The organism is Bradyrhizobium sp. JR4.1 (assembly GCF_040548605.1).
Taxonomy (GTDB): Bacteria; Pseudomonadota; Alphaproteobacteria; order Rhizobiales; family Xanthobacteraceae; genus Bradyrhizobium; species Bradyrhizobium canariense.
In genome coordinates this window covers 751,963-774,855 of sequence record NZ_JBEPRY010000001.1, presented here as the reverse complement: position 1 = coordinate 774,855, position 22,893 = coordinate 751,963, and the positions used below count along the sequence as shown (strand labels likewise).

Annotated in this window: 18 protein-coding genes; 9 read left to right on the top strand and 9 right to left on the bottom strand. The window is 63.3% G+C overall.

The genetic code is table 11. From position 1 onward, the window contains the following. Positions 1 to 138 precede the first annotated feature (138 nt). On the top strand, positions 139 to 1,737 hold the full coding sequence (locus tag ABIB90_RS03740) for an alpha-amylase family glycosyl hydrolase (protein ID WP_219679821.1): 1,599 nt from the start codon (positions 139 to 141) through the stop codon (positions 1,735 to 1,737). A gap of 155 nt (positions 1,738 to 1,892) precedes the next feature. Here the strand turns inward: ABIB90_RS03740 and ABIB90_RS03735 are convergent, their stop codons facing one another. After that, positions 1,893 to 3,590: an alpha-amylase family protein gene (locus ABIB90_RS03735; RefSeq protein WP_354200230.1), complete on the bottom strand. Its 1,698-nt coding sequence runs from the start codon at positions 3,588 to 3,590 to the stop codon at positions 1,893 to 1,895. A 241-nt stretch (positions 3,591 to 3,831) separates the two neighbouring features. Between ABIB90_RS03735 and ABIB90_RS03730 the strand changes: the two genes are divergently transcribed. Then, on the top strand, positions 3,832 to 4,320 hold the full coding sequence (locus ABIB90_RS03730; RefSeq protein WP_354200229.1) for an MmcB family DNA repair protein: 489 nt from the start codon (positions 3,832 to 3,834) through the stop codon (positions 4,318 to 4,320). Positions 4,321 to 4,441: 121 nt separating this feature from the next. Here ABIB90_RS03730 and ABIB90_RS03725 read toward each other — a convergent pair whose 3' ends face one another. Further along, positions 4,442 to 4,996, bottom strand: a complete 555-nt coding sequence (locus ABIB90_RS03725) for an ActR/PrrA/RegA family redox response regulator transcription factor (RefSeq protein WP_007598178.1) — start codon at positions 4,994 to 4,996, stop codon at positions 4,442 to 4,444. A gap of 103 nt (positions 4,997 to 5,099) precedes the next feature. Further along, the gene (locus ABIB90_RS03720) at positions 5,100 to 6,410 is read right to left on the bottom strand and encodes an ActS/PrrB/RegB family redox-sensitive histidine kinase (RefSeq protein ID WP_354200386.1); all 1,311 of its coding nucleotides are present in this window, start codon (positions 6,408 to 6,410) and stop codon (positions 5,100 to 5,102) included. A gap of 105 nt (positions 6,411 to 6,515) precedes the next feature. Here ABIB90_RS03720 and ABIB90_RS03715 point away from each other — a divergent pair, with 105 nt between their 5' ends. The 4 genes from ABIB90_RS03715 to ABIB90_RS03700 all read left to right on the top strand — a co-directional run bounded on the left by ABIB90_RS03715 (position 6,516) and on the right by ABIB90_RS03700 (position 10,753). Next, positions 6,516 to 7,319, top strand: a complete 804-nt coding sequence (locus tag ABIB90_RS03715; protein WP_354200228.1) for an ABC transporter ATP-binding protein — start codon at positions 6,516 to 6,518, stop codon at positions 7,317 to 7,319. Between the two features lie 108 nt (positions 7,320 to 7,427). Beyond that, positions 7,428 to 8,246 carry an ABC transporter permease gene (locus ABIB90_RS03710; RefSeq protein ID WP_219679809.1) on the top strand — a complete coding sequence of 273 codons (819 nt, stop codon included), beginning with the start codon at positions 7,428 to 7,430 and terminating at the stop codon, positions 8,244 to 8,246. 121 nt (positions 8,247 to 8,367) lie between these two features. Beyond that, on the top strand, positions 8,368 to 9,696 hold the full coding sequence (locus ABIB90_RS03705; protein WP_007598173.1) for a polyhydroxyalkanoate depolymerase: 1,329 nt from the start codon (positions 8,368 to 8,370) through the stop codon (positions 9,694 to 9,696). 217 nt (positions 9,697 to 9,913) lie between these two features. Then, on the top strand, positions 9,914 to 10,753 hold the full coding sequence (locus ABIB90_RS03700; RefSeq protein ID WP_354200227.1) for a M48 family metallopeptidase: 840 nt from the start codon (positions 9,914 to 9,916) through the stop codon (positions 10,751 to 10,753). 175 nt (positions 10,754 to 10,928) lie between these two features. Here the strand turns inward: ABIB90_RS03700 and ABIB90_RS03695 are convergent, their stop codons facing one another. Beyond that, a complete protein-coding gene (locus ABIB90_RS03695; RefSeq protein ID WP_035993812.1) occupies positions 10,929 to 11,588 on the bottom strand; it encodes a hypothetical protein in 660 nt (219 codons plus the stop codon). Positions 11,589 to 11,940: 352 nt separating this feature from the next. Then, on the bottom strand, positions 11,941 to 14,154 hold the full coding sequence (locus tag ABIB90_RS03690) for a transglycosylase domain-containing protein (protein WP_354200226.1): 2,214 nt from the start codon (positions 14,152 to 14,154) through the stop codon (positions 11,941 to 11,943). Positions 14,155 to 14,320: 166 nt separating this feature from the next. Here ABIB90_RS03690 and ABIB90_RS03685 point away from each other — a divergent pair, with 166 nt between their 5' ends. Further along, the gene (locus ABIB90_RS03685) at positions 14,321 to 14,746 is read left to right on the top strand and encodes a DUF1330 domain-containing protein (RefSeq protein ID WP_354200225.1); all 426 of its coding nucleotides are present in this window, start codon (positions 14,321 to 14,323) and stop codon (positions 14,744 to 14,746) included. 60 nt (positions 14,747 to 14,806) lie between these two features. Here the strand turns inward: ABIB90_RS03685 and ABIB90_RS03680 are convergent, their stop codons facing one another. From ABIB90_RS03680 to ABIB90_RS03670, 3 genes are all read right to left on the bottom strand, one after another. After that, complete coding sequence (locus ABIB90_RS03680) at positions 14,807 to 16,033, bottom strand: ABC transporter substrate-binding protein (protein WP_007598165.1); 1,227 nt, start codon at positions 16,031 to 16,033, stop codon at positions 14,807 to 14,809. A gap of 270 nt (positions 16,034 to 16,303) precedes the next feature. Continuing rightward, entirely contained in the window at positions 16,304 to 17,530 is a 1,227-nt protein-coding gene (locus ABIB90_RS03675) for an ABC transporter substrate-binding protein (protein WP_007598163.1), read from the bottom strand. A 135-nt stretch (positions 17,531 to 17,665) separates the two neighbouring features. After that, the gene (locus ABIB90_RS03670) at positions 17,666 to 18,109 is read right to left on the bottom strand and encodes a DUF1304 domain-containing protein (protein WP_007598162.1); all 444 of its coding nucleotides are present in this window, start codon (positions 18,107 to 18,109) and stop codon (positions 17,666 to 17,668) included. 9 nt (positions 18,110 to 18,118) lie between these two features. On the opposite strand from ABIB90_RS03670, the gene ABIB90_RS03665 reads away from it, so the two are divergent. Further along, the gene (locus ABIB90_RS03665) at positions 18,119 to 18,649 is read left to right on the top strand and encodes a methylated-DNA--[protein]-cysteine S-methyltransferase (protein WP_007598160.1); all 531 of its coding nucleotides are present in this window, start codon (positions 18,119 to 18,121) and stop codon (positions 18,647 to 18,649) included. A 142-nt stretch (positions 18,650 to 18,791) separates the two neighbouring features. On the opposite strand, the gene ABIB90_RS03660 is transcribed toward ABIB90_RS03665, so the two are convergent. Next, entirely contained in the window at positions 18,792 to 21,581 is a 2,790-nt protein-coding gene (locus ABIB90_RS03660; protein WP_219679794.1) for a [protein-PII] uridylyltransferase, read from the bottom strand. Between the two features lie 187 nt (positions 21,582 to 21,768). Here ABIB90_RS03660 and ABIB90_RS03655 point away from each other — a divergent pair, with 187 nt between their 5' ends. Continuing rightward, positions 21,769 to 22,740, top strand: coding sequence for an aliphatic sulfonate ABC transporter substrate-binding protein (locus tag ABIB90_RS03655; RefSeq protein WP_354200224.1), 972 nt, complete (start codon positions 21,769 to 21,771; stop codon positions 22,738 to 22,740). Positions 22,741 to 22,893 lie beyond the last annotated feature (153 nt).

The following is a 22,893-nucleotide window of genomic DNA, read 5'->3' as shown; positions in this document are numbered from 1 at the left end:
GCAAAAGATTTGTCCCCGGGGCACGGGAACAGCCGCGGACATCGTCACACGGCGGTCTCAATTCGCCTGCTGTTTTGAACCGGGGCGCTCCTTCCGCGTTCTCCCGCGCGAGAAGCAGTTTTTGGATGGATTTCCCGCATGACTCAGGGCGGCAGCAATTGGTGGCGCGACGGCATCTTCTATCAGGTCTACCCGCGCTCCTTTCAGGATTCAAACAGTGACGGTGTCGGCGATCTCGCCGGCATTTTGCAGCGGCTGCCCTATGTGAAATCGCTCGGCGTCGACGCGATCTGGCTGTCGCCGATTTTCCCCTCGCCAATGGCCGATTTCGGTTACGACATCTCCGACTACACCGGCATCGAGCCGCTGTTCGGCACGATGGTGGATTTCGATGCGCTTCTTGCCGCCGCGCATGACAACGGCCTCAAGCTGATCCTCGACCTCGTGCCGAACCACACCTCGGACCAGCATCCCTGGTTCGTGGAGAGCCGTTCCTCACGGGACAATCCCAAACGTGACTGGTACATCTGGCGCGACCCGGGCGAGGGTGGCGGCGTGCCGAACAATTGGCTGTCCGAGTTCGGCGGCAGCGCGTGGCAGTTCGACGAGACCACCGGTCAATACTACTATCACGCCTTCCTCGCTCAACAGCCGGATCTCAACTGGCGCAATCCCGATGTCCGCGCCGCGATCTACGACGTGATGCGGTTCTGGCTGGAGAAGGGCGTCGACGGCTTTCGTGTCGACGTGATCTGGCATCTGATCAAGGACGCCGAGTTCCGCGACAACCCGCCCAATCCGCATTATGTCGAGAGCCGGCCGCCGAACGAAAAGATCCTCACGCAATATTCCACCGACCAGCCCGAGGTGCACGACGTCATCGCCGAGATGCGCCGCGTCACGGATGCCTATGATGCCCGCGTCCTGATCGGCGAGATCTATCTGCCGCTGCATCGCCTGATGGCCTATTACGGCAACGACCTCACCGGCGCGCAGATGCCGTTCAATTTCGCGCTGCTCTCGACCTTCTGGAGCGCGCGCTCGATCGAGAAAATCGTCGAGGACTACGAGAAGGCGCTGCCGAAGGGCGCCTGGCCGAACTGGGTGCTCGGCAACCACGATCGCCCACGCGTCGCAAGCCGCGTCGGGCCGGAGCAGGCCCGCATCGCCGCCATGCTGCTGCTGACGCTGCGCGGCACGCCGACGCTGTATTACGGCGACGAGATTGGCATGCATCAGCTCGCGATCGCGCCTGAGGACGTGCGCGACCCCTTCGAGAAGAACGTGCCCGGCATTGGTGTCGGCCGCGACGGCTGCCGCACGCCGATGCAGTGGGATTCGTCCAACTTCGCCGGTTTCTCGGAGGTCAGGCCATGGCTGCCGCTGCCGGAGGATCACATCCGCAACAATGTCGTCGATCTCGAGGCCGATTCACGTTCGATCCTGACGCTCTACAAGCGCCTGATCGCGTTGCGAAAGGGGTGTCCGCCGCTGGTCGCGGGCGACTATCATCCGGTCTCGGCCCAAGGCGATCTCCTGGTCTATCGCCGCGAGGCCGAGGGCAGGGCGGTGATCGTGGTGCTCAATCTCGGCCCCGAGCCGATCGCGGTCACCACCAGCGCGATCAAGTTCGGCAGCGAGGTTCTGCTGTCGACATTCCTGGATCGCGAGGGGGAGCGGCTCGAAGGCGTGCTGGATTTGCGCGGCAATGAGGGCGTGATCATCACGCCGCCCTGACCGTCGTCCTGGACAAGCGAAGCGCAGATCCAGGACCCATTACCCCAGGAGTAGTTTGGCGAAGATCGTGGTTATCACTTCGTACGACAATCACCTATTGGGGTAATGGGTCCTGGCTTTCGCCAGGACGACAACGGAGTGTGTGGTCGCACCTCCTATCCCGGATGCTTGTTACGCCGCAACGTCTTGTCGATATCACTCCTCTTCAACAGATAATCCAATCCACCGACGCGATACCAGCGATACCCATAAGGCTCCAGCACGACGCGATGCTGGCCGCGCTTGTCGGCGTGGCTGTGGTCCTCCGCGAGCAGATTGATGAGGTGCGCGCCGGCCTCGCCCGGCAGCCCCACCGAGAACGCAGTCTCGCGCGGCTTCTCGTCGAGATTATGCACGAACAGCACGGAATTGTTGCGCCAGTCGTAGCGCATGATGAACACGGCGGGATCGCGCGTCGCGATGATCGAAAAATCGCCCCAGCCGATCTCCGGCACCTCCTTGCGCATCCGGACGATGCGCTCGGTCCAGTTCAGCATCGAGTTGGGATCGCGCCGCTGCTTGGCGACGTTGACGTGCGGATAGCCGTACGGTCCTTCGTCGATGACGGGCAAGGCCGGCTTGTCGCTGGTGGTGAAGCCGCCATGCGGCTCGGTCGACCATTGCATCGGCGTGCGCGCGCAATTGCGTTCCGGCAGCGACAGATCATCGCCCATCGCGATCTCGTCGCCATAGCGGATCACCGGCGTCCCCGGCAGCGTGCACATCAAGCTGTAGGCGAGCTCGAGCCGCCTGCGGTCGCCACCCAGCATCGGAGCCAGGCGACGGCGAATGCCGCGGTCGTAGAGCTGCATGTCCTTGTCGGGACCGAAGCTTTTGAACACGGTGTCGCGCTGCGCCGGGGTCAATCGCCCGAGATCGAGCTCGTCATGATTGCGCAGGAACAGGCCCCATTGCGCCGAGGCGGGCCGCGGCCTGGTCGCCTTCAGCGCTTTCCCCAGCGGGCGGGAATCGGACGAGGCCAGCGCATAGAACAGATGCTGGTTGACCTGGAAATTGAACATCATATGCATGCGGTCGGCATCGCGGCCGAAATATTCCATGTCCGTCTTTGGCAGCACGTTAGCCTCGGCGAGGATGATGGCATCGCCCTGCCGCCATTGCAGGAATTCACGAAACGTCCGCAGCATGTCGTACTGCTCGGCCGGTTTCTTCACCTTGGCGCCTTTGGTCGCGATGACGAAAGGCACGGCATCCATGCGAAAACCCGAGACCCCGAGCTGGATCCAGAAGCCCATGATCTTCAAGATCTCGGTCTGCACACGTGGGTTCGAGGTGTTGAGATCGGGCTGGAAATCGTAGAAGCGGTGGAAGTACCAGGCGCCGGCTTCCTTGTCGCGCGTCCAGGTCGATTTCTGCACGCCGGGAAACACCATGCCCTGATTGGCGTTGGCCGGCTTCTTGTCGGACCAGACATACCAGTCGCGATAGGGCGAATTCCTGTCGCTCCGCGCCGCCTTGAACCAGGGATGCTGGTCGGAGGTGTGGTTGACGACGAGATCGATGATGACGCGAATGCCGCGCTGTTTGCAGCCATGGGTGAACTCGACGAAATCGCCGAGCGTGCCGTAGCGGGCATCGACACTGTAGTAGTCGGCGACATCGTAGCCATCGTCGCGGCCGGGCGAGGTCTGGAACGGCATCAGCCAGATCGTGGTGATGCCGAGGCCGTGCAGATAATCGAGCCGGCGCAACAGGCCCTTGAAATCGCCGATGCCATCGCCGTTGGCGTCCATATAGGTGCCGACGGACAGGCAATAGATGATGGCGTTCTTGTACCAGAGATCGTCGATCATGCGCGCGCAGCCTCGGTGGTTCCGCCGAGGTGCGGCGGCTGCGTGATAAGTGTTAAGAGCGAGAGCGGTTCCGTACTCCGCCGTCGTCCTGGACAAGCGAAGCGCAGATCCAGGACCCATTGCCACAGGCCAAAATTTGACGAGGACTGGTGGTTATCAGCTCGTGCACCAACGAACTCTTGGGGTAATGGGTCCTGGCTTTCGCCAGGACGACGACGGAGGAATCGGTTATCCTCTCCCCATGGACAATCCCGCCCGCATTGCCCTCGTGCCACCACCCGACCGCCGTCAATCCGAGAGGGCGCTGGCGATCGCGCGCGGCACGGCGCGGTTGCTGCGCTCGCTCGGCTTCACCTGCATCAGCGAATTGCCGCTGCCCTCGGGGCGGCGCGCCGATCTCGTCGCGCTGAACGAGCGCGGCGAGATCTGGATCGTCGAGATCAAATCGTCGGTGGAGGATTTGCGCGCCGATCAGAAATGGCACGAATACCGGGCGCATTGCGACCGGCTGTTCTTCGCCTTCACGCAGGACCTGCCTTGCGAGATCTTTCCGCAAGACACCGGCCTGATCATCGCGGATGCCTATGGTGCGCACCTGCAGTGCGAGGCGCCCGAGCACAAGCTCGCCGCGGCCACGCGCAAGCAGATGACGGTGCGATTTGGCATGGCTGCGGCGTTGCGGATCAACCGGCTGGTCGATCCGCAGGGGCATGCGGAGTTTTGGGAGTAGCGGCGCCGCGCGCGGGATGTCGTAGGGTGGGCAAAGCGTAGCGTGCCCACCATCCAGGTCAAAGATTGAAGCAGGCACGGTGGGCACGGCGCTTTGCGCCTTTGCCCACCCTACGACACCGTTATCGCGGCGCGCGCTTCGCCAGAATGCGCTGCAGCGTGCGCCGGTGCATGTTGAGGCGCCGTGCCGTCTCGGAGACGTTGCGGTTGCACATCTCGTAGATGCGCTGGATGTGTTCCCAGCGCACGCGGTCGGCCGACATCGGGTTCGCCGGCAATTCGGACTTGTCCGAGCCGGTCGACAGCAGCGCTGCGACGACGTCGTCGGCGTCCGCGGGCTTTGAGAGATAATCGACCGCGCCCATCTTCACCGCGGTGACGGCGGTGGCGATGTTGCCATAGCCGGTCAGCACGATTGCGCGGGCGTCGGGGCGCTTCTTCTTCAGCGCCGAGACCACGTCGAGACCGTTGCCGTCACCGAGCCGGAGATCGACCACGGCAAATGCCGGCGCCGCCTTGCCGATCTGCGCCAGGCCGTCCGAGACGGTGTCGCATGACGTCACCGCAAAACCGCGCGTTTCCATGGCGCGCGACAGCCGCTCCAGGAACGGCTTGTCGTCCTCCACGATCAGAAGCGAGCGGTCGGTCTGTTCGTTCAGTTCGGCGATGGCGTTCAAGGTGTCGTCCTCTCTCCAGCGCGTCTACATATGGCGGCGCAATCGGGCGGTGCCAAGGGCGCCAATAGTCGATCGACCCCGTCGTGCGACGCAAGGTCGCGGCCTATCCTATTGTTTCTTCGAAGGTCTCGATAGCCTCAAAACGCTCTCTCGGCCACGTGATCTGGACCACTGCGCCGTGGTCGGGAAAGGTTCGGTTGGTAAACGAGACCTTGGCGCCGGTGCGCTCCAGCAAGGTGCGCGCGATGAACACGCCGAGCCCGAGGCCGCCGCCTTCGTCCTGGTTGCGCCGCCGCGACAAATAGGGCTCGCCGATCCGGTTCAGGATGTCAGGCGGAATGCCGGGACCGTCATCGGAGATCACGAGCTCGATCGTGTCCTTGTTCCACCACGCATTTACTTCAACAGTGGTGCGGGCAAAATCGACCGCGTTCTCGACGATGTTGCCGACGCCGTAGAGGATCGCCGGATTGCGCGAGCCGACCGGCTCGGCCACGATGGCGACGGCGATGCGCACCTTGATATCGACGCCGAAATCGCGGTGCGGCGCCACCACCTCCTCGATCAGCTCCGACAGTTTCATGCGGTCGAACGGCGCGCCGGTGGAGGAGAGCTGGGTGATCTTGCTCAATATGTCGCGGCAACGCTGCGTCTGCTCGCGCAGGGTCTTCAGGTCGGCGGCAAAGTTCGGTTCCTTCACCGTCTTCTCGAGCTCGCGCGAGATCAGGAAGATCGTCGCGAGCGGCGTGCCGAGCTCGTGCGCCGCGGCCGCCGCCAGGCCGTCGAGCTGGGTCAGATGCTGCTCGCGCGTCAGCACGAGCTCGGTCGCGGCCAGTGCGTCGGCGAGCTTGCGCGCCTCCTCGGTGACCTGGAACGAGTAGAGGCTGGTGACGCCGATCGCGAGCGCGATCGAGAGCCAGACGCCGACGAGATAGATCGGCGGCAGCACCAGCGGATCGTCGGAATCCCAAGGCAGTGGCAGATGGAAGAAAAACAGGACCGAGGCGCAGGCGACAGCCAGCACGCCGAGGCCGAAGGTGAAGCGGGCCGGCAGCGCGGTCGCCGAGATCAGCACGGGCGCGAGGAACAGGAACGAGAACGGGTTCTGGAGTCCGCCGGTGAAGAACAGGAGACCCGCCAGCTCCACGATGTTGAGCGCGAGCAGTCCGGCCGCCTGCATCGGCTCCAGCCGCTGCAGCGGATTGGACACGGTCTGGAGTGCCAGATTGAGCGCCGCCGACAGGGCGATGATGCTGACGCAGGGGACGATCTCGACGTTGAATTCCAGCCCCTGCGCCACGATGAAGATCGCGGCGAGCTGGCCCAGCACCGCGAGCCAGCGCAGCCGCAGGATCGTATCCAGGCGGATATGCCGCTGCGCGGGGCGAAAGTCGGAAGCGGCAAGTTCGGTCATTTCGGCCAAGGGGGCGGTGCCTTCTCGATCACAAGCGCGCGGCTCACGGAACCACCGGATTACAAGCCTTGCGCTCTCCGCTGCAATAGCAGAAGAACGCCCAGCATGACCGAGAATGACCAGGGTTCAAGCTGGCCGACTGTCGCGGATCGCAGCCTCTCCGCGGCCATCGCGGTCGATCACCTCGTCAAGGTCTACAAGCAGACCCGCGCCGTCGACGACATCTCCTTTTCGCTTCCGCGCGGCAGCATCACCGGGCTGCTGGGCGGCAACGGCGCAGGCAAGACCACGACCATCGCGACGATCATGGGCCTCGTGCTGCCGACCTTCGGCCGCGTGCAGGTGCTCGGGCATCGGATGCCGGAGGACAGCGCTTCCGTGCTGGGACGGATGAATTTCGAGAGCCCCTATGTCGACATGCCGATGCGGCTCACGGTGCGTCAGAACCTCACCGTGTTCGGCAAGCTCTATGCGGTGAAGAACCTCTCCGACCGCATCGCTGAGCTGGCCTGCGATCTCGATCTCACCGAGTTCATCGACCGCGCCAACGGCAAGCTCTCCGCAGGACAAAAGACGCGCGTTGCGCTTGCCAAGGCGCTGATCAACCAGCCCGAGCTGCTGCTGCTGGACGAGCCGACCGCCTCGCTGGATCCCGACACCGCCGACTGGGTCCGGGGTCATCTGGAGCGTTATCGCAAGGCGAACAACGCCACCATCTTGCTGGCCTCGCACAACATGCTCGAAGTCGAGCGGCTCTGCGACCGCGTCATCATCATGAAGCGCGGCCGTATCGAGGACGACGATACGCCCGAAGCCATCATGGCGCGCTACAACCGCACCACGCTGGAAGAGGTGTTTCTGGACGTCGCGCGCGGAAGGGTGAACGGCGCACAGGAGGCGGCACGATGAGAAGGCCGTATGTTGCGAACGTAGCCCGGGTGAGCGAAGCGATACCCGGGAACGCCGCCAGCAAGGTCCCGGATGTCGCTTCGCTCATCCGGGCTACGGGAGTGCGCGATGAGTGAGGCCTCCCTCCACCGCGGCATCTCCCTCCATCGCATCGGCGCGATGATCCTGCGCTATTGGTACCTCCTGCTGTCGTCCTGGCCGCGGCTGCTCGAGCTGCTCTACTGGCCGGCGCTGCAGGTCATCACCTGGGGCTTTCTTCAGCTTTATATCGCGCAGAATGCAAACTTCTTCGCACGTGCCGGCGGCACCCTGATCGGCGCCGTCATCCTCTGGGACATCCTGTTTCGCGGGCAGCTTGGCTTTTCGATCTCGTTTCTGGAAGAGATGTGGGCGCGCAACCTCGGCAATCTCATGATGAGCCCGTTGAAGCCGATCGAATTTCTGCTGTCGCTGATGATCATGAGCCTGATCAGGCTCGCGATCGGCGTCATCCCGATGACGCTGCTTGCGCTGTTCCTGTTTCACTTCAACGTTTATGCGCTCGGTGTGCCGCTGATCGCGTTCTTCTGCAACCTGATCTTCACGAGCTGGTCGGTCGGCATCTTCGTCTCCGGCCTGGTGCTGCGAAACGGTCTCGGTGCCGAGAGCATCGTCTGGACCTTGATGTTCGGCATCATGCCGCTCGCCTGCGTCTACTATCCCGTCAGCGTGCTGCCGGTCTGGCTGCAGTATATTGCCTGGACGCTGCCGCCGACCTACGTGTTCGAAGGAATGCGCGCGCTGCTGATCGAAAACACCTTCAGGACCGATCTGATGCTGAGCGCGTTGGCCATCAATGCGGTGCTGTTGATTGCATCTTTTGGGGCATTCCTTGCCCTTTTGCGCAGCGCCAGGATGCAGGGCTCGCTGCTGTCAGGCGGCGAATAACGTAACTTTCTCGTGGATTCAGCCCGGTTTGGGCGACTGGGCCACGTAAATGTACGGAACCATGCATTGACGCAATATTACGCATTCGGCAGTATGCTGCGATGCGAAGAGGAATATAGCGATGCCGATTGGCGAGTTTGGCGGCGCGCCACCCCTGGTGGCCGAAGGCAGTCCGGTCCTGACGACGCCGATGTACTGGATGTACGAGATGGGGCAAGCCTCTCTCAATCCGGCGCGTGCGATCACGGACGCGACCAAGCTGCTGTTTCAGAATCCCCTCAATCCATGGGCACGCACCGAGGTCGGCAAGTCGGTTGCCGCGGCCTGCGAATTGTTCGAACGCACCACGCGCCGTTACGGCAAGCCGGAATGGGGCCTCAACGACACCGAGGTCAACGGCATCCGCGTTCCCGTCGAGGTCCGCTCGGTCTGGGAAAAGCCGTTCTGCCGCCTGCTCTACTTCGATCGCAAGTTCACCCGTCCGCTGCGCAGCCCGCAGCCGCGCGTGCTGATCGTAGCGCCGATGTCCGGCCATTACGCGACGCTGCTCCGCGGTACGGTCGAGGCTTTCCTGCCGGGGCATGAGGTCTACATCACCGATTGGGCCGATGCCCGCATGGTGCCGCTCAGCGACGGCCGTTTCGATCTCGACGACTACATCGACTACGTCATCGAGATGCTGCATGTCCTCGGCGGCAACACGCATGTGCTGGCGGTGTGCCAGCCCTCGGTTCCCGTTGTCGCTGCTGTTTCGATCATGGAAGCGCTGCGTGATCCCTTCGTGCCGACCTCGATGACGCTGATGGGCGGCCCGATCGACACCCGGCGCAATCCGACCGCGGTGAACAACCTCGCCCAGGAGCGCGGTATCGACTGGTTCCGCAACCACGTCATCACCAAGGTGCCGTTCCCGCATCCGGGCATGATGCGCGACGTCTATCCGGGATTCCTGCAGCTCAACGGCTTCATCAGCATGAATCTCGACCGGCATATGGATGCCCACAAGCAGCTGTTCGCCAATCTGGTGAAGGGCGACGGCGACCTCGTCGACAAGCATCGCGACTTCTACGACGAATATCTCGCGGTGATGGATCTCTCCGCCGAGTATTACCTGCAGACCGTCGACACCGTGTTCGTGAAGCATTCGCTGCCGAAGGGCGAGATGACCCATCGTGGAACACGCGTCGATCCCTCCAAGGTCACGCGCGTCGCGTTGATGACGGTCGAAGGCGAGAACGACGACATCTCCGGCATCGGTCAGACCGAAGCAACGCACACATTGTGCAGCTCGATTCCCGATCACCGCCGCGTTCATTACGTCCAGAAGGGCGTCGGACATTACGGCGTGTTCAATGGCTCGCGCTTCAAATCGGAAATCGTGCCGCGCATCCATGACTTCATGGTCTCGGCGGCGAATCCGAGCTCATTGCAGGCACTCGCGGCCGAATAATCGCGTATTTCGGCTTTCCCGCTGAAAATCGACGCCCTGTCGGAGGCTCCGACAGGGGCGAGTTCCCGCCAGATTCGCGGTATTTAGGTAGCTTTGTAGGAGTGAGTCCAACCTCACCCCTTGGGGGTGCCGCATGCGCCTGACGGGGGCGAAAAAAGCCGGTTCCAACCCCAGTCTGTAGGGTCTCCCGGACGCCAGACCCCTGTATATTGGGCAAATGATTTGTTTTTGCGCCGAGCGCTTTCCCTGGCGGCGGTTATGGCAGAATCCGGGCGCCCTCCTGCCCCCCGGACTGACAGACATGGCCACTCGCGCACTCCTCTATCGGCGGCCCCACGAGCCGAAGACCCTCCTGATCACCCACGGATCGCAATATTTTGCGATTCGACTGCGCCGGCATCGCCGCGCGCGCCGTTACACGCTCAGAATTCATCCGAGCGATCGCGAAGCCATCCTCACCATGCCGCCGCGCGGCACGCTCGCCGAAGCAAAAGACTTCGCGCAGCGCCACGGCGCATGGATCGCGGCACGTCTCGGCCGTTTGCCGAAGGCCGCACCGTTTCAGCCTGGCACAGTGATACCGCTTCGCGGCGTTTCTCATCGCATCGTTCATCGCGCCGGCACGCGCGGTACGGTGTGGACGGAAGTGCGCGATAGCGGTGAACGCATTCTCTGCGTCGCCGGTGGCGTCGAGCATGCGGACCGTCGCATCAGCGACTTCCTCAAGCGCGAGGCTCGCCGCGACCTTCAGCGTGCCGCGGAATCCTATGCCGGCGAGCTCGGCGTCAAGGTCAAGCGGCTCTCGATCCGCGATCAATCGAGCCGCTGGGGCTCCTGCACCTCGGCCGGGTCGCTGTCGTTCTCCTGGCGCCTGATCCTCGCGCCGCCCTACGTGCTCGACTATCTCGCCGCGCACGAGGTCGCCCATCTCGTCGAGATGAACCACTCGGCGCGGTTCTGGCGCGTCTGCGGCAAGGTCTGCCCGTCGATGGAGCGCGCCAAGAAGTGGCTCGATACGTATGGGAACGATTTGCACCGGTACGGGGTCGAGGATTAGGTCCTCGCTGCCAGCCTCCATCTGCCGCTGTCATCGCCCGGCTCGACCGGGCGATCCAGTATTCCGAGGCGGTTGTTGTTGAACCGAGAGGCCACGGCGTACTGGATTCCCGCGTTCGCGGGAATGACAGTTGAGAATGCGGCGAGGTCCGCGCGAACTCAATTCATCCCTCTGCTCAGGCGCTGACATCCGCGCTTGTCCCCGGCTGCGTGCGCGAGGCGAGATAGGATGACTGCAATTGCGCGGCCGCCTTCTGGCCCTCGGCCAGCATCGCCTGGAAGGCCGCATCGAGTTGATCGCGGCTATAGGTTGCGGAGCTGCTTTCACGCGGGGTCCATTGCGATTGCGTGATCGCGGTGGAAGCTTTTTCAACGGTGCCACCGAGCCGCTCGGCATAGCTATCGGCCCGCCACTGCGCCAGATCCGGTCCACTCAGACCGGGTGGATCCTCCAGCTTGCCGATCTTTGCAGCCGCCTCGTTGGTCATCGTCGAGGACCCGCCATTGTACAGGGTGGCGACCACCTTGCCGTCGACCTTCACCTGAGCATAGGTATTCTCCGGTGCACCGTCCGAGACGGCCGATTGAGTCGCGCTCGTATCATGGGTCATCAGCCAGTTCGTTGCCATGAGGTCGCGCAGGTGAGGATTGTCCGCCGCGGATATCGACTTGGCGCCTGTCAGGGGCTTGACCTGCGAGACGTCGATCCGAAAGCCGTCGGTCGCAGCATCAGTCGCATCCGGTCCCGCCGGCTGAAGACTCGATGTCCTATTCGAAGCGGACGTTGATGCGGGCCGCAGATGAGGCAACGCCGCGCTGGATACACCTGACATGATGGAACGCTCTCCGATACTTGCTCAACCTATGAGAGCAAATCCCGGGCCGCCGCCCCGAGCTTGAAGAGACTGGTTTTTTTGCGTTCCGGGAGCTGCGGGGATCGGTCGATTTCGCCATGGTAGGCAGGACTTGCCGAAGACGAGACCGGTGGCGAACAGGGATAGCCGAGATAGTTGCCCCGTTCGGGATGATGGCGGGACGGTTCTGTTTTGCCCGACGTGTCAAATGGCCTTGCTGCCAGAATCAGCCGTCTTGCGACTCGCGTAAGCCGTTGATTCCGCTATCACTGGCTACTGTGCATGGGGTTGTTTTCGCGATTTTGTTTTGAGGCCACAAGGACCCACGCAGAACCTAGCGATTTCCGCCAAACAGCCGGTCCATCAGCCAGCCATCGAGTCCTGCGGCTGCTTCCGGTCGCGCATTGGCGCGCGTCGGCGGCGGCCGATAGCCGCCGTTGCTGGCCGGTGCCGGTACGGGCGCTGCCGCTGTTGGCGGGGACACCTGCGACGTCGCCTGCGCGAGGTTCGACAGGCCCCAGCTGCCTTGCGAGCTCGGCAAGGCTGCCACCGGCACGCCCTCGTGCGCCGTCTTCATGAAGCGGGACCAGACTTCGACCGGCAAGCCGCCGCCGGTCGCCTTCTTGGTCGGCGAGTTGTCGTCATTGCCGAGCCACACGCCGGTGACGAGGTTGGCGGTGTAGCCGATGAACCAGGCATCGCGGTAGTCCTGGCTGGTGCCGGTCTTGCCGGCCGCCGGCCAGCCCGGGATCTCCGCCTTCTTGGCGGTGCCGCTGATCAGCGTTTCCCGCATCATCGCGTTCATCATGCCGACATAGCGCGGATCGACCACCTGGTTGTGCTCGTCCGCCTGGCGCATGTAGAGCAGCTTGCCACTGAGCGTCCTGATCCGCGTGACGACATGCGGCGTCGCCATGAAGCCGCCATTGGCGAAAGGTGCGTAGGCGCCGACCAGCTCGACCATCGAGACTTCGGAGGTGCCGAGCGCGATCGAGGCGTTGGGCTCGAGTTTCGACGAGATGCCGAGCCGGTGCGCGGTGCGCACCACGTTCTTCGGACCGACCTCGAGGCCGAGGCGGATGGCGACTGTGTTGAGCGACATCGCGAGCGCCTGGGTCAGCGTCACCGCGCCGAAATATTCGTGGGTGTAGTTCTCAGGTTTCCAGCCCTTGACCTCGATCGGCGCATCCTGGCGGAGCGTGTCGGGCGTCAGCCCCTGCTCGAGCGCGGTCAGGTACACGAATGGCTTGAACGAGGAGCCCGGCTGGCGCCTGGCGGTGACGGCGCGGTTGTACTGGCTCTCGGAATAATTCCGCCCGCCGACCATGGCGCGAACCGCGCCGTCCGGCGTCATCGCCACCAGCGCGCCCTGGCTGACATTGAATTTCACGCTCTTGGCCGCGAGCTCGTCGATGATGGCGGCTTCCGCCACGCTCTGGAGCTTCGGATCGATCGTGGTCTCGACCTTGATGCTCTCGTCGATCTGGCCGACCAGATCGTCCAGCACCTCGCCGATCCAGTCGGCGACGTAGTTGACCGTGCCGGCGCCGACCGGCTTCACATTGTAGGAGGGTTGGCCGATCGAGGCCTGCGCCTGCGCTTCGGTGATGAATTTGGCATCCGCCATCGCCGTGAGCACGATTTTCGCGCGCGCTTCCGCGCCCTCGGGGTTGCGGTTCGGCGCGAGCCGCGAAGGCGATTTGACGAGGCCGGCCAGCATCGCGGCCTCCGCGATGGTGACGTTCTTGGCCGACTTGCCGAAATAGCGCTGCGCGGCGGCTTCGACGCCATAGGCGCCGGAGCCGAAATAGACGCGGTTGAGATAGAGCTCCAAGATCTCGTTCTTGGAATGCTTGCGCTCCAGCCAGATCGCGAGCTCCGCTTCCTGCAGCTTGCGCGCCATGGTGCGCTCCTGGGTCAGGAACAGGTTCTTCGCCAATTGCTGCGTCAGCGTCGAGCCACCCTGCGACACGCCACGATGGAGCACGTTGGTGACGAGCGCGCGCAGGATGCCTACGGGATCGATGCCGAAATGCGAATAGAAGCGGCGATCCTCGATGGCGATGAACGCCTTGGGCAGATATTGCGGCAGATCCTTCAGCGAGACGTTGGCGCCGGCCATCTCGCCGCGTTGCGCCAGCATGCTGCCGTCGATGCCGACGATCTGGATCGTCGGCGGCCGCTTGGGGATCTCGAGCGACTGGATCGGCGGCAGATGAGCGCCGACCCAGATCACGACGCCGATCACGGCGATCGCGCCCCACAGACCCAGCACCGCGCCCCAATAGACCAGGCGGCCAAGGTTCGCGCCGATGCGTGACTTGGATCGCCGCTTGGCACTGCCGCGACCGGCCGGCGCCTTCCGCTCGCGCGGCGGCTCGTCGCCGGCATCCTCGCTCTTGCGTTTGGCGGATGATTTCGTCGATTTCTTCGGCTTGTCATCGCCGCCGGGAATGCGGTCGGCCGCGGTCAGGCGCAGATCGGCGAGTGCCGCAGGCAAGCCGAACAACGGCTCCTTCCGCCCACCCTTTTTCTTTCCCAACCCCATACGCAAACGCCCGGTCAGCCCGCCCCGCCGCACGCTAGCGGTCGCTGTTTAAGGCCCGGTTACCCAGAGCTTAACGCGCGATTAGGAGGTGCGGCATTCGCTGGCCGCAGTTCCGCTGGTTTGCCGGCGGAGCTAGGATCGCCGGCATAAACAAGAGGGAGCACGCATGGGCCACATCGATCCGACCAAGGAGATTTTTTCGCAGTTCCGGGAGAACGACCGCCCCGGCCCGATCCACATGCTCAACCTGGTGCGCTTGCGCAAGGAGGCGGCCTATCCGGACGGCCGCAAGACGAGCGGCGCGGAAGCCTATGCGGCCTATGGCCGCGAGAGCGGCCCGGTGTTCGAACGCCTCGGCGGCCGCATCGTCTGGCAGGGCAAATTCGAGCTGATGCTGATCGGCCCCGAGACCGAGCGCTGGGACCATTGCTTCATCGCCGAATACCCAAGCGTCGCCGCCTTCGTCGAGATGATCCGCGACCCCGTCTATCGCGAAGCGGTGAAGCACCGGCAGGCCGCGGTGGAGGACTCACGGCTCATTCGGCACGCGGTGCTGCCGGTGGGGAAGAACTTTGGAGAGATACCGGATTGATTTTCCGTCATGGCCGGGCTGGCCCGGCCATGACGGCGTTGAGGCAGTTGCTTCCGAGAACTAACCCGCCGGACTCGCATCCTCAATGATCGGGCCGAACAGCTCCCAGCGTTCGCCGTTGAACTTCATCATCTGAAGCTGCTTGTTGACCCGGTAGTCGGTCGGTGAGGTATTGGCCTTGATGCCGGGCAGCGCGGTGTCGCTGGTCACGTCCTTCAGCGAGGCGGCCTGCTTCATGACGTTCTCGCGCGTCAGGTCGTCGCCGCACTGCTTCAGCACATGGACCAGCAGCTGCGCCGTGCTGTAGCCGTAGGTGTTGAAGTTCGAGTCCTTGTCGCCATCCGGATAATACTTGGCCATGAAGTCGAAATACCTCTTAAGGCCGGCATCGTCCTTCCAGGTCGGATCGAGTGGTTCCTTGCCGTAATTGACGCTGATCAGGCCCTTGGCGGCGTCGAGGCCGGCCGGCTTCAGCACCGCGCCGACCGAGGTGGCGTTGATGTCGACGATCTGCACCGGATGCCAGCCCATCTCGGCGATTTTCTTGATCGCCTGGGCCGCCTGCTTCGGCGTGGTGGCGCTGAAGAACAGATCGGCGCCGGCGTCCTTGATCTTGAGGATCTGCGAATCGACAGTCGGATCGGAGACTTCGTAGGAAGCTTCAGTCACGATCATCTTGGCAGCTTTGTCGCCGAGACCGGCCTTGATGCCGTTCAGATAGTCCTTGCCGAGGTCGTCGTTCTGATAGAGCACGCCGATCTTGGCGTTCGGATGCTCCTTCAGGATGTACTGTCCGTAGATGCGGCCTTCGACGAAGTAGTTGGGGTTGAAGCCCATCGTCCACGGAAAGTTCTTCGGATCCGTGAACCTCGAGGCTCCGGTCGCCGCGAACAGTTGCGGCACCTTCTTCGAGTTGAGATATTTCTGCACGGCTGCGTTCACCGGCGTGCCGATGATCTGGAAGGTCAGCAGGACCTCGTCACTCTCGACCAGCTTGCGAATCTGCTCCACGGCTTTCGGCGGCGAGTAGGCGTCGTCATACTGGATCAGATTGATCTTGCGGCCGTTGACGCCGCCCTGGTCGTTGATCATCTTGAAATAGGCGGCTTGGGTCTTGCCGATCGACGAATAGGCCGACGCCGGTCCAGAAAACGGCATCGTCTGGCCGACCTTGATCTCGGTATCGCTGGCGCCCGGATCATATTTCTTCTGGGCATTGGCCGCCGGCATCGACAGCGCCAGGGTTAGCGCCGTTGCAGTGGCCAGATGCAGAATTCCATTCCTCATTCGCATTTCCTCATTGTTTATTGCCGGTGATCAATCGGGTGCGCTCATGCGCACCTGATGTCACCGCTGAGGGCGAGTGTGGATGAGGCGTTGTTGCAACGCAAGTTGGGCGTGCGCCCGCAGTTCGTAGGATACGCAACGTCTCAGTTCGTAGGGTGGGTTAGCCTTGCGGCTGCGCAAAGCGCAGTCCGCTGGGCGTAACCCACCACTTCTGTTTCCGCGGAAATCAAAAAGGTCGGTTACGCTGCGCTAACCCACCCTACCCAGTAACTAACCCGCTGGACCCGCATCCTCCATGATCGGGCCGAACAGCTCCCAGCGTTCGCCGTTGAACTTCATCATCTGCATCTGCTTGTTGACGCGGTAGTCGTTCGGCCCGGTGTTGATCTTGATGCCGGGCAGCGCGAAGCTCGGGGTGAAGTCCTTGATGTTGGCGACCTGCTTCATCACGTTCTCACGTGACAGGTCGTCGCCGCACTGTTTCAGCACTTGCGTCAGCAATTCGGCGACGGAATAAGCATAGGTGTTGACGGTATTGAGCTTGTCGCCTTCGGGGAAATACTTGTCCATGAAGGCGAAGAAGGCTTTCACGCCCGGATCGTCCTTCCACTGGGGATCGCCGGGCTCCTTGCCGTATTGGGTCGAGATGATGCCCTTGGAGATATCGAGGCCGGCCGGCTTCAGCGTCGCCGAGATCGGGCTAGCATTGATGTCGAGAATGTGCACCGGCGTCCAGCCGAGCTCGGCGACTTTCTTGATCGCCTGCGCCGCGAACTTGGGTGTCGAGGCATCATAGAAAAGATCGGCGCCCAACGACTTCAGCTTGACCACCTGCGAGTCCACCGTCGGATCGGTGACTTCGTAGGAGACTTCGCCGACGATCATGCCGGCGGCCTTGTCACCGAGACCGCTCTTGAGGCCGGCGAGATAGTCGCGGCCCATATCGTCGTTCTGGTAGAGCACGCCGATCTTGGCGTTCGGATGCTCCTTGAGGATGTACTTGGCGTAGATGCGTCCCTCGGACACGTAGTTGGGATTATAGGCGATGGTCCAGGGATAGTTCTGCGGATCGTTGAAGCGCGCGGCGCCGGTCGAGGCCAGCAGCTGCGGGATCTTCTTGCCGTTGAGATATTTTTGCACGGCGGCGTTCGCGGCGGTGCCGATGATCTGGAAGGTGAACAGCACCTCGTCGCCTTCGACGAGCTTGCGCACCTGCTCGACCGTCTTCGGCGGCGAATAGGCATCGTCATACTGGATCAGATTGATCTTGCGGCCGTTGATGCCGCCCTGATCGTTGATCATCTTGAAGTAGGCGGCCTGGGTCTTGCCGATATTGGCGTAGACGGAATAGGGCCCGGAGAACGGCACGGTCTGGCCGATCTTGATCTCGGTGTCGCTCGCGCCGGTGTCGTATTTCTTCTGGGCGAGAGCTTGGTTGGCGGAGAACGCGAAGGCGAGCGCCGCCGTGGCAGTGATGAAGGCTCTGCGATTGCTCATGTGGGGTTGTTCCTCCTGACGGAATTTCCGACCGACGGTCTTGTCCCGTTGATTGCCAACGGTCGCCATCGCTGTCGCAGATTGTGGAGGAACGGCAGGCGACGCGCAAGGATCGCGGCGCCGCGCTATGGCGTCTCAGGTCAGGAACAAGACTGACAGTGCGAGCGCCGCCGGCAGCGCCTGCACCATCAGGATGCGCGTGCTGACGGTCGCTGCGCCATAAGCGCCGGCCACGATCACGCAGAGCAGGAAAAACGCCTTGATCTGGAACGCGAAGGCCGGATTGCCGTGCACCAGCCCCCATACCAGGCCTGCGGCCAGGAAGCCGTTATAGAGCCCCTGGTTGGCGGCCAGCACCTTTGTGATTGCTGCCTTCTCCGGCGTGTTGCGGAAGACCTTCAAGCCCTGCGGCTTGTCCCAGAGAAACATCTCCAGGATCAGGAAGTAAGCGTGCAGTGCGGCGACCAGCGCCACCAAAATATTCGCGATCCAGATCAAGTTGAGCTCCCCCAGCGTCAGCTTTCGGGTGGACGTTAGCACGGTGGGCGTGGCAAGTGCGATGGCGTGTTTCGATGCCATGGTGCTGCAATGCCCGCGCGACCGACCAACCCACCTGTAACCTTCGGCCTCGATCGGCTGGCGACGCCGATCGGGATTGCGCTGCTGGTCACCGACGCCGCGGGCGCCTTGCGCGCGCTCGACTGGGAGGATTACGAGCACCGCATGCGCGAGCTCTTGCGCCTGCATTACGGTGTGGTGGATCTGAGTGACCAACCCGCGCCCGCGGCCATGCGGACCGCGCTGTCGGGCTATTTCGACGGCGACCTCGGCCAGCTCTCAGGCATCGCCTGGCGCATCGCCGGCACGTCGTTCCAGCAGAAGGTCTGGAATGCGTTGACGCAAATCCCTGCCGGCACCACGATGAGTTACGGCGCGCTCGCTGCCAGGATCGACATGCCCAAAGCCATTCGCGCCGTCGGCCATGCCAACGGCTCCAACCCGATCAGCGTGGTGCTGCCGTGCCACCGTCTGATCGGCGCCGATGGTTCTCTGGTGAAGTATGGCGGCGGCCTCGCGCGCAAGCGTTGGTTGCTCCGGCATGAAGGCGTGGCGGTTTAGATATCCGCCTGTGGTCATTCCGGGGCGTGCGTAGCGCGAACCCGGAATCCATTTCTCCGCGTCACCAGTGGCACGATGGATTCCGGGTTCGCCGCTGCGCGACGCCCCGGAACGACGCGAGGAGAGAGGTGCGCAGCCGCCCTCACGCCGCCGGCTGAACCTGCTTGTCGCCGGCCATCACGTGGGTCAGCGCGCTCTTGATCGCGGCCTGGCGTGTCGGTGCGCTGATCTGTGCGCCCAGGAGATCGGTGACATAGAACACGTCGCGGGCGCGCTCGCCGAAGGTCGCGACATGGGCCGAGGCGATATTGAGGTTGAGCTTCGAGATCGCGGTGGTCAGCTCGTAGAGCAGGCCGGGCCGGTCGAGGCCGGACATTTCGATCACCGTGTAGCGGTCGGACCATTGGTTGTTGATCGTCACTTCCGGCTCGATCACGAACGGCCGCGCCTTGCCGCGCACGGTGCGCCGCGCCACCACCTCGGGCAGACGCAGCTTGCCTTCCAGAACGTCCTCGATCATCTCGCCGATGCGCGTCGCACGCCTGCCCTCGTCCTCGTCTCGATCGTATTCCCTGGAGATCGAGATGGTGTCGAGCGCGCGACCGTCGGTCGTGGTGTAGATCTGGGCATCGACGATGTTGGCGCCGGCCGAGGCACAGGCGCCCGCGATGATCGACAGCAGCCAGGGATGGTCGGCGGCGAAGATGGTCAGCTCGGTGACGCCACGCACCTCGTCGAAGCCGACATTGATCGCAAGCTTGTGGCCGGCCTGCTCGCTGGCACGGACGAAGCGCGCATGGCGGATCTTGCGCGGCAGCTCGACCTTGAGCCAATAGGCCGGATAGTGCCGGCCGATATAGGCGTCGAGCTCTTCCGCCGGCCATTCCGCGAAGGCGTTACGGAATTCGGCGTAAGCGGCCGTGAGGCGCTTGCCGCGGTCAACCTCCGAGAAGCCGCCCGTCAGCACCGGTTCGGTCTCGTAGTAGAGGGAGCGCAAGAGCTGCGCCTTCCAGCCGTTCCACACGCCCGGGCCGACGCCGCGGATGTCCGCGGTGGTCAGGATCGTCAAGAGCTTCATCTGTTCGACCGACTGCACCACGGCGGCGAAATTCTCGATGGTCTTGCGGTCGGAGAGATCGCGCGATTGTGCGACCGTGGACATCGTCAGATGCTCCTCGATCAGCCAGGCCACGAGCTCGGTGTCGGCCGGGCTGAAGCCGAGCCGCGGGCAGAGCCGTCGCGCCACCTTGGCGCCGGCGATCGAGTGGTCCTCGGGCCGGCCCTTGGCGACGTCGTGCAGCAGCGTCGCGATGTAGATCACGGAGCGATGCTCCGGCCGGATCTTGCGCATCAGGTCGCTCGCCACCGCGAATTCCTCGATGCCGCCGCGTTCGATGTCCTGAAGGAAGCCGACGCAGCGGATCAAATGCTCGTCGACGGTGTAGTGATGATACATGTTGAACTGCATCATCGAGACGATCTTGCCAAAGGCGCGGATGAAATGGCCGAGCACGCCGGTCTCGTTCATCCGCCGCAGCACGATCTCCGCGTTGTCGGACGTCAGGATCTCCATGAACAGCCGGTTGGCCTCGGGATTCTCGCGCATCTGCGCGTTGATCAGGCCAAGCGAACGCGTCACGTCGCGCATCGCGTCCGGATGGAAGGCGAGATTGTTCTTCTGCGCCAGGCGGAAGATCCGGATCAAATTGACCGGATCGTGCTTGAACACGTCGGGCGCCGCAACGTTGATGCGGTTGTTGTCGACGATGAAATCGTCGCTGTCGGGCACCCGCCGCTTCGCCGCGGTGGGGCGCAGCCGCGCCATCATCCGGCTCAGCACCGGCGCGGGCTTGGCCTGCTGGTCCTCGAGCTTGGCGCAGAGGATGGCAGTGAGGTTGCCGACTTCCTTGGCGACCAGGAAGTAGTGCTTCATGAAGCGCTCGACGTCCTGCATGCCGGGGTGCGAGGTGTAGCCGAGCCGGACCGCGATCTCGCGCTGAAGGTCGAAGGAGAGGCGCTCTTCGGCGCGGCCGGAGTAAAAGTGAAGATTGCAGCGTACCGACCAGAGGAAGTCGGCGCAGCGGCGGAAGGTGCGGTATTCCTGCGCGTCGAACACGCCGCGGTCGACCAGCTCGTCGGTGTCGCTCACGCGGTAGACGTATTTTGCGATCCAGAACAGCGTGTGCAGGTCGCGGAGCGCACCTTTGCCGTCCTTGACGTTGGGTTCGACCAGATAACGCGATTGACCGCCGCGGCGATGCCGCTCCTCACGCTCGGCGAGTTTGGCGGTGACGAACTCCGACGCAGTGCCTTGCACGACCTCCTTGTCGAAGCGGGCGACCAGCTCGTCATAGAGCGGCCGGTCGCCGGTAAGAAAGCGCGTCTCCAGGATCGCGGTGCGGATGGTCATGTCGCCTCGCGCCTGCCGGATCGACTCGTCGACCGAGCGGGTGGCGTGACCGACCTTCAGCCCCATGTCCCAAAGACAATAGAGGATGGCCTCGGCGACCTGCTCGCCCCAGGCGGTCTGCTTGTAGGGCAGGATGAAGAGCAGATCGATGTCGGACTCGGGAGCCATCAGGCCGCGGCCATAGCCGCCGGTCGCCACCACCGCCATGCGCTCGGCACCGCTCGGGATCGGCGAGCGGTAGAGATGGCGGGTCGCGGCCGAATACAGGATGCGGATGATCTCGTCCTGCACGTGGCACAGCCGCTCGGCGCAGCGCCGGCCGTGACGGTCCTTCAGCAGGATCGTCTGTGCCGCGGCGCGCGACGCAATCAGCTCGGCCTTGAGCAGTTGCGCCATGGCCGTGCGGAATGCGTCCTCGCGTCCCTGGTGCTTCTCGGCAAGCGCATCGACCGCGGCGGTGATCCGCGCGGTGTCGAAGCGATCGTCCACCTCGGCCTTGTGCTCAGTCGCGACGCTGTCCATGTCTCACCGGATATAAGAGGCGGCAGGCGCTGTCACCCGCCATTCTCTCGCAATAGTCGTTCCATGCTGGAAAGGTGCGGCTTTGGGTAAAGCTGTTCTCGGCCGGCGCGCTTTCGAGGGGCGGATTTTCTCGTTGACCTCTAGATGTAACTCATTGAAAAACAATGAAGTTTCGAGGAGACCGGGCATGACCAGGATTGCACGACGCATACTGCTGGCGGGAGCGGTCGCTCTTGCCGTGTCCCCCGCGGCGCGGGCGGCGGATCCACTCAAGGAAATCCGTATCGATTGGGCGACCTATAATCCGGTGTCGATGGTCCTGAAGCAGAAGGGGCTCCTGGAAAAGGAGTTCGCCAAGGACGGCATCACCGTCACCTGGGTGCAGTCGGCCGGCTCCAACAAGGCGCTCGAATTCCTCAATGCGGGCTCGATCGATTTCGGCTCGACCGCGGGCTCGGCGGCGCTGGTCGCACGTATCAACGGCAACCCGATCAAGTCGATCTACGTCTATTCGCGTCCCGAATGGACGGCGTTGGTGACATCAAAGGATTCCAAGATCGCCGATGTGGCCGGCCTCAAGGGCAAGCGCGTCGCGGTGACGCGCGGCACCGATCCGCATATTTTCCTGGTGCGCGCGCTGCTTGGCGCAGGTCTCACCGAAAAGGACATCACGCCGGTGCTGCTCCAGCACGCCGACGGCAAGACCGCGCTGATCCGCGGCGACGTCGATGCGTGGGCCGGGCTGGATCCGATGATGGCGCAGGCCGAGGTCGAGGATGGCGCGAAACTGTTCTACCGCAAGGCCGAGGCCAACACTTGGGGCATCCTCAATGTGCGCGAGCAGTTTTTGAAGGACTATCCGGACGCCGCCCGCCGCGTGCTCGCCGTTTACGAAGAGGCGCGCAAATATTCGCTGGCGAATTACGACGAGCTCAAGAAGACCTTCATCGCCGTGACCAAGCTGCCGGAGCCTGTCGTCGACAAGCAGCTCAAGGAGCGCACCGAGCTCACTCACAGCCGCATCGGCGCGCCCCAGCGTGAATCGATCCTCGCCGCGGGCCTCGCACTGCAACAGGCCGGCGTCGTCGACGCCAAGGTCGATGTGAAGGCGACGCTGGATGCGTTGATCGACGATCAGGTCCCGCTGCCGACGAATTGAGGGGCTCTTTCCCTCCCCCCTTGTGGGGGAGGGTGCCTCGCGAAGCGAGGCGGGTGAGGGGTTCTTTCCTCACGATCAGTATTGCGAGCCGAGAGAACCCCTCATCCGGCGCTTCGCGCCACCTTCTCCCGCAAGGGGAGAAGGGAAAAGCAG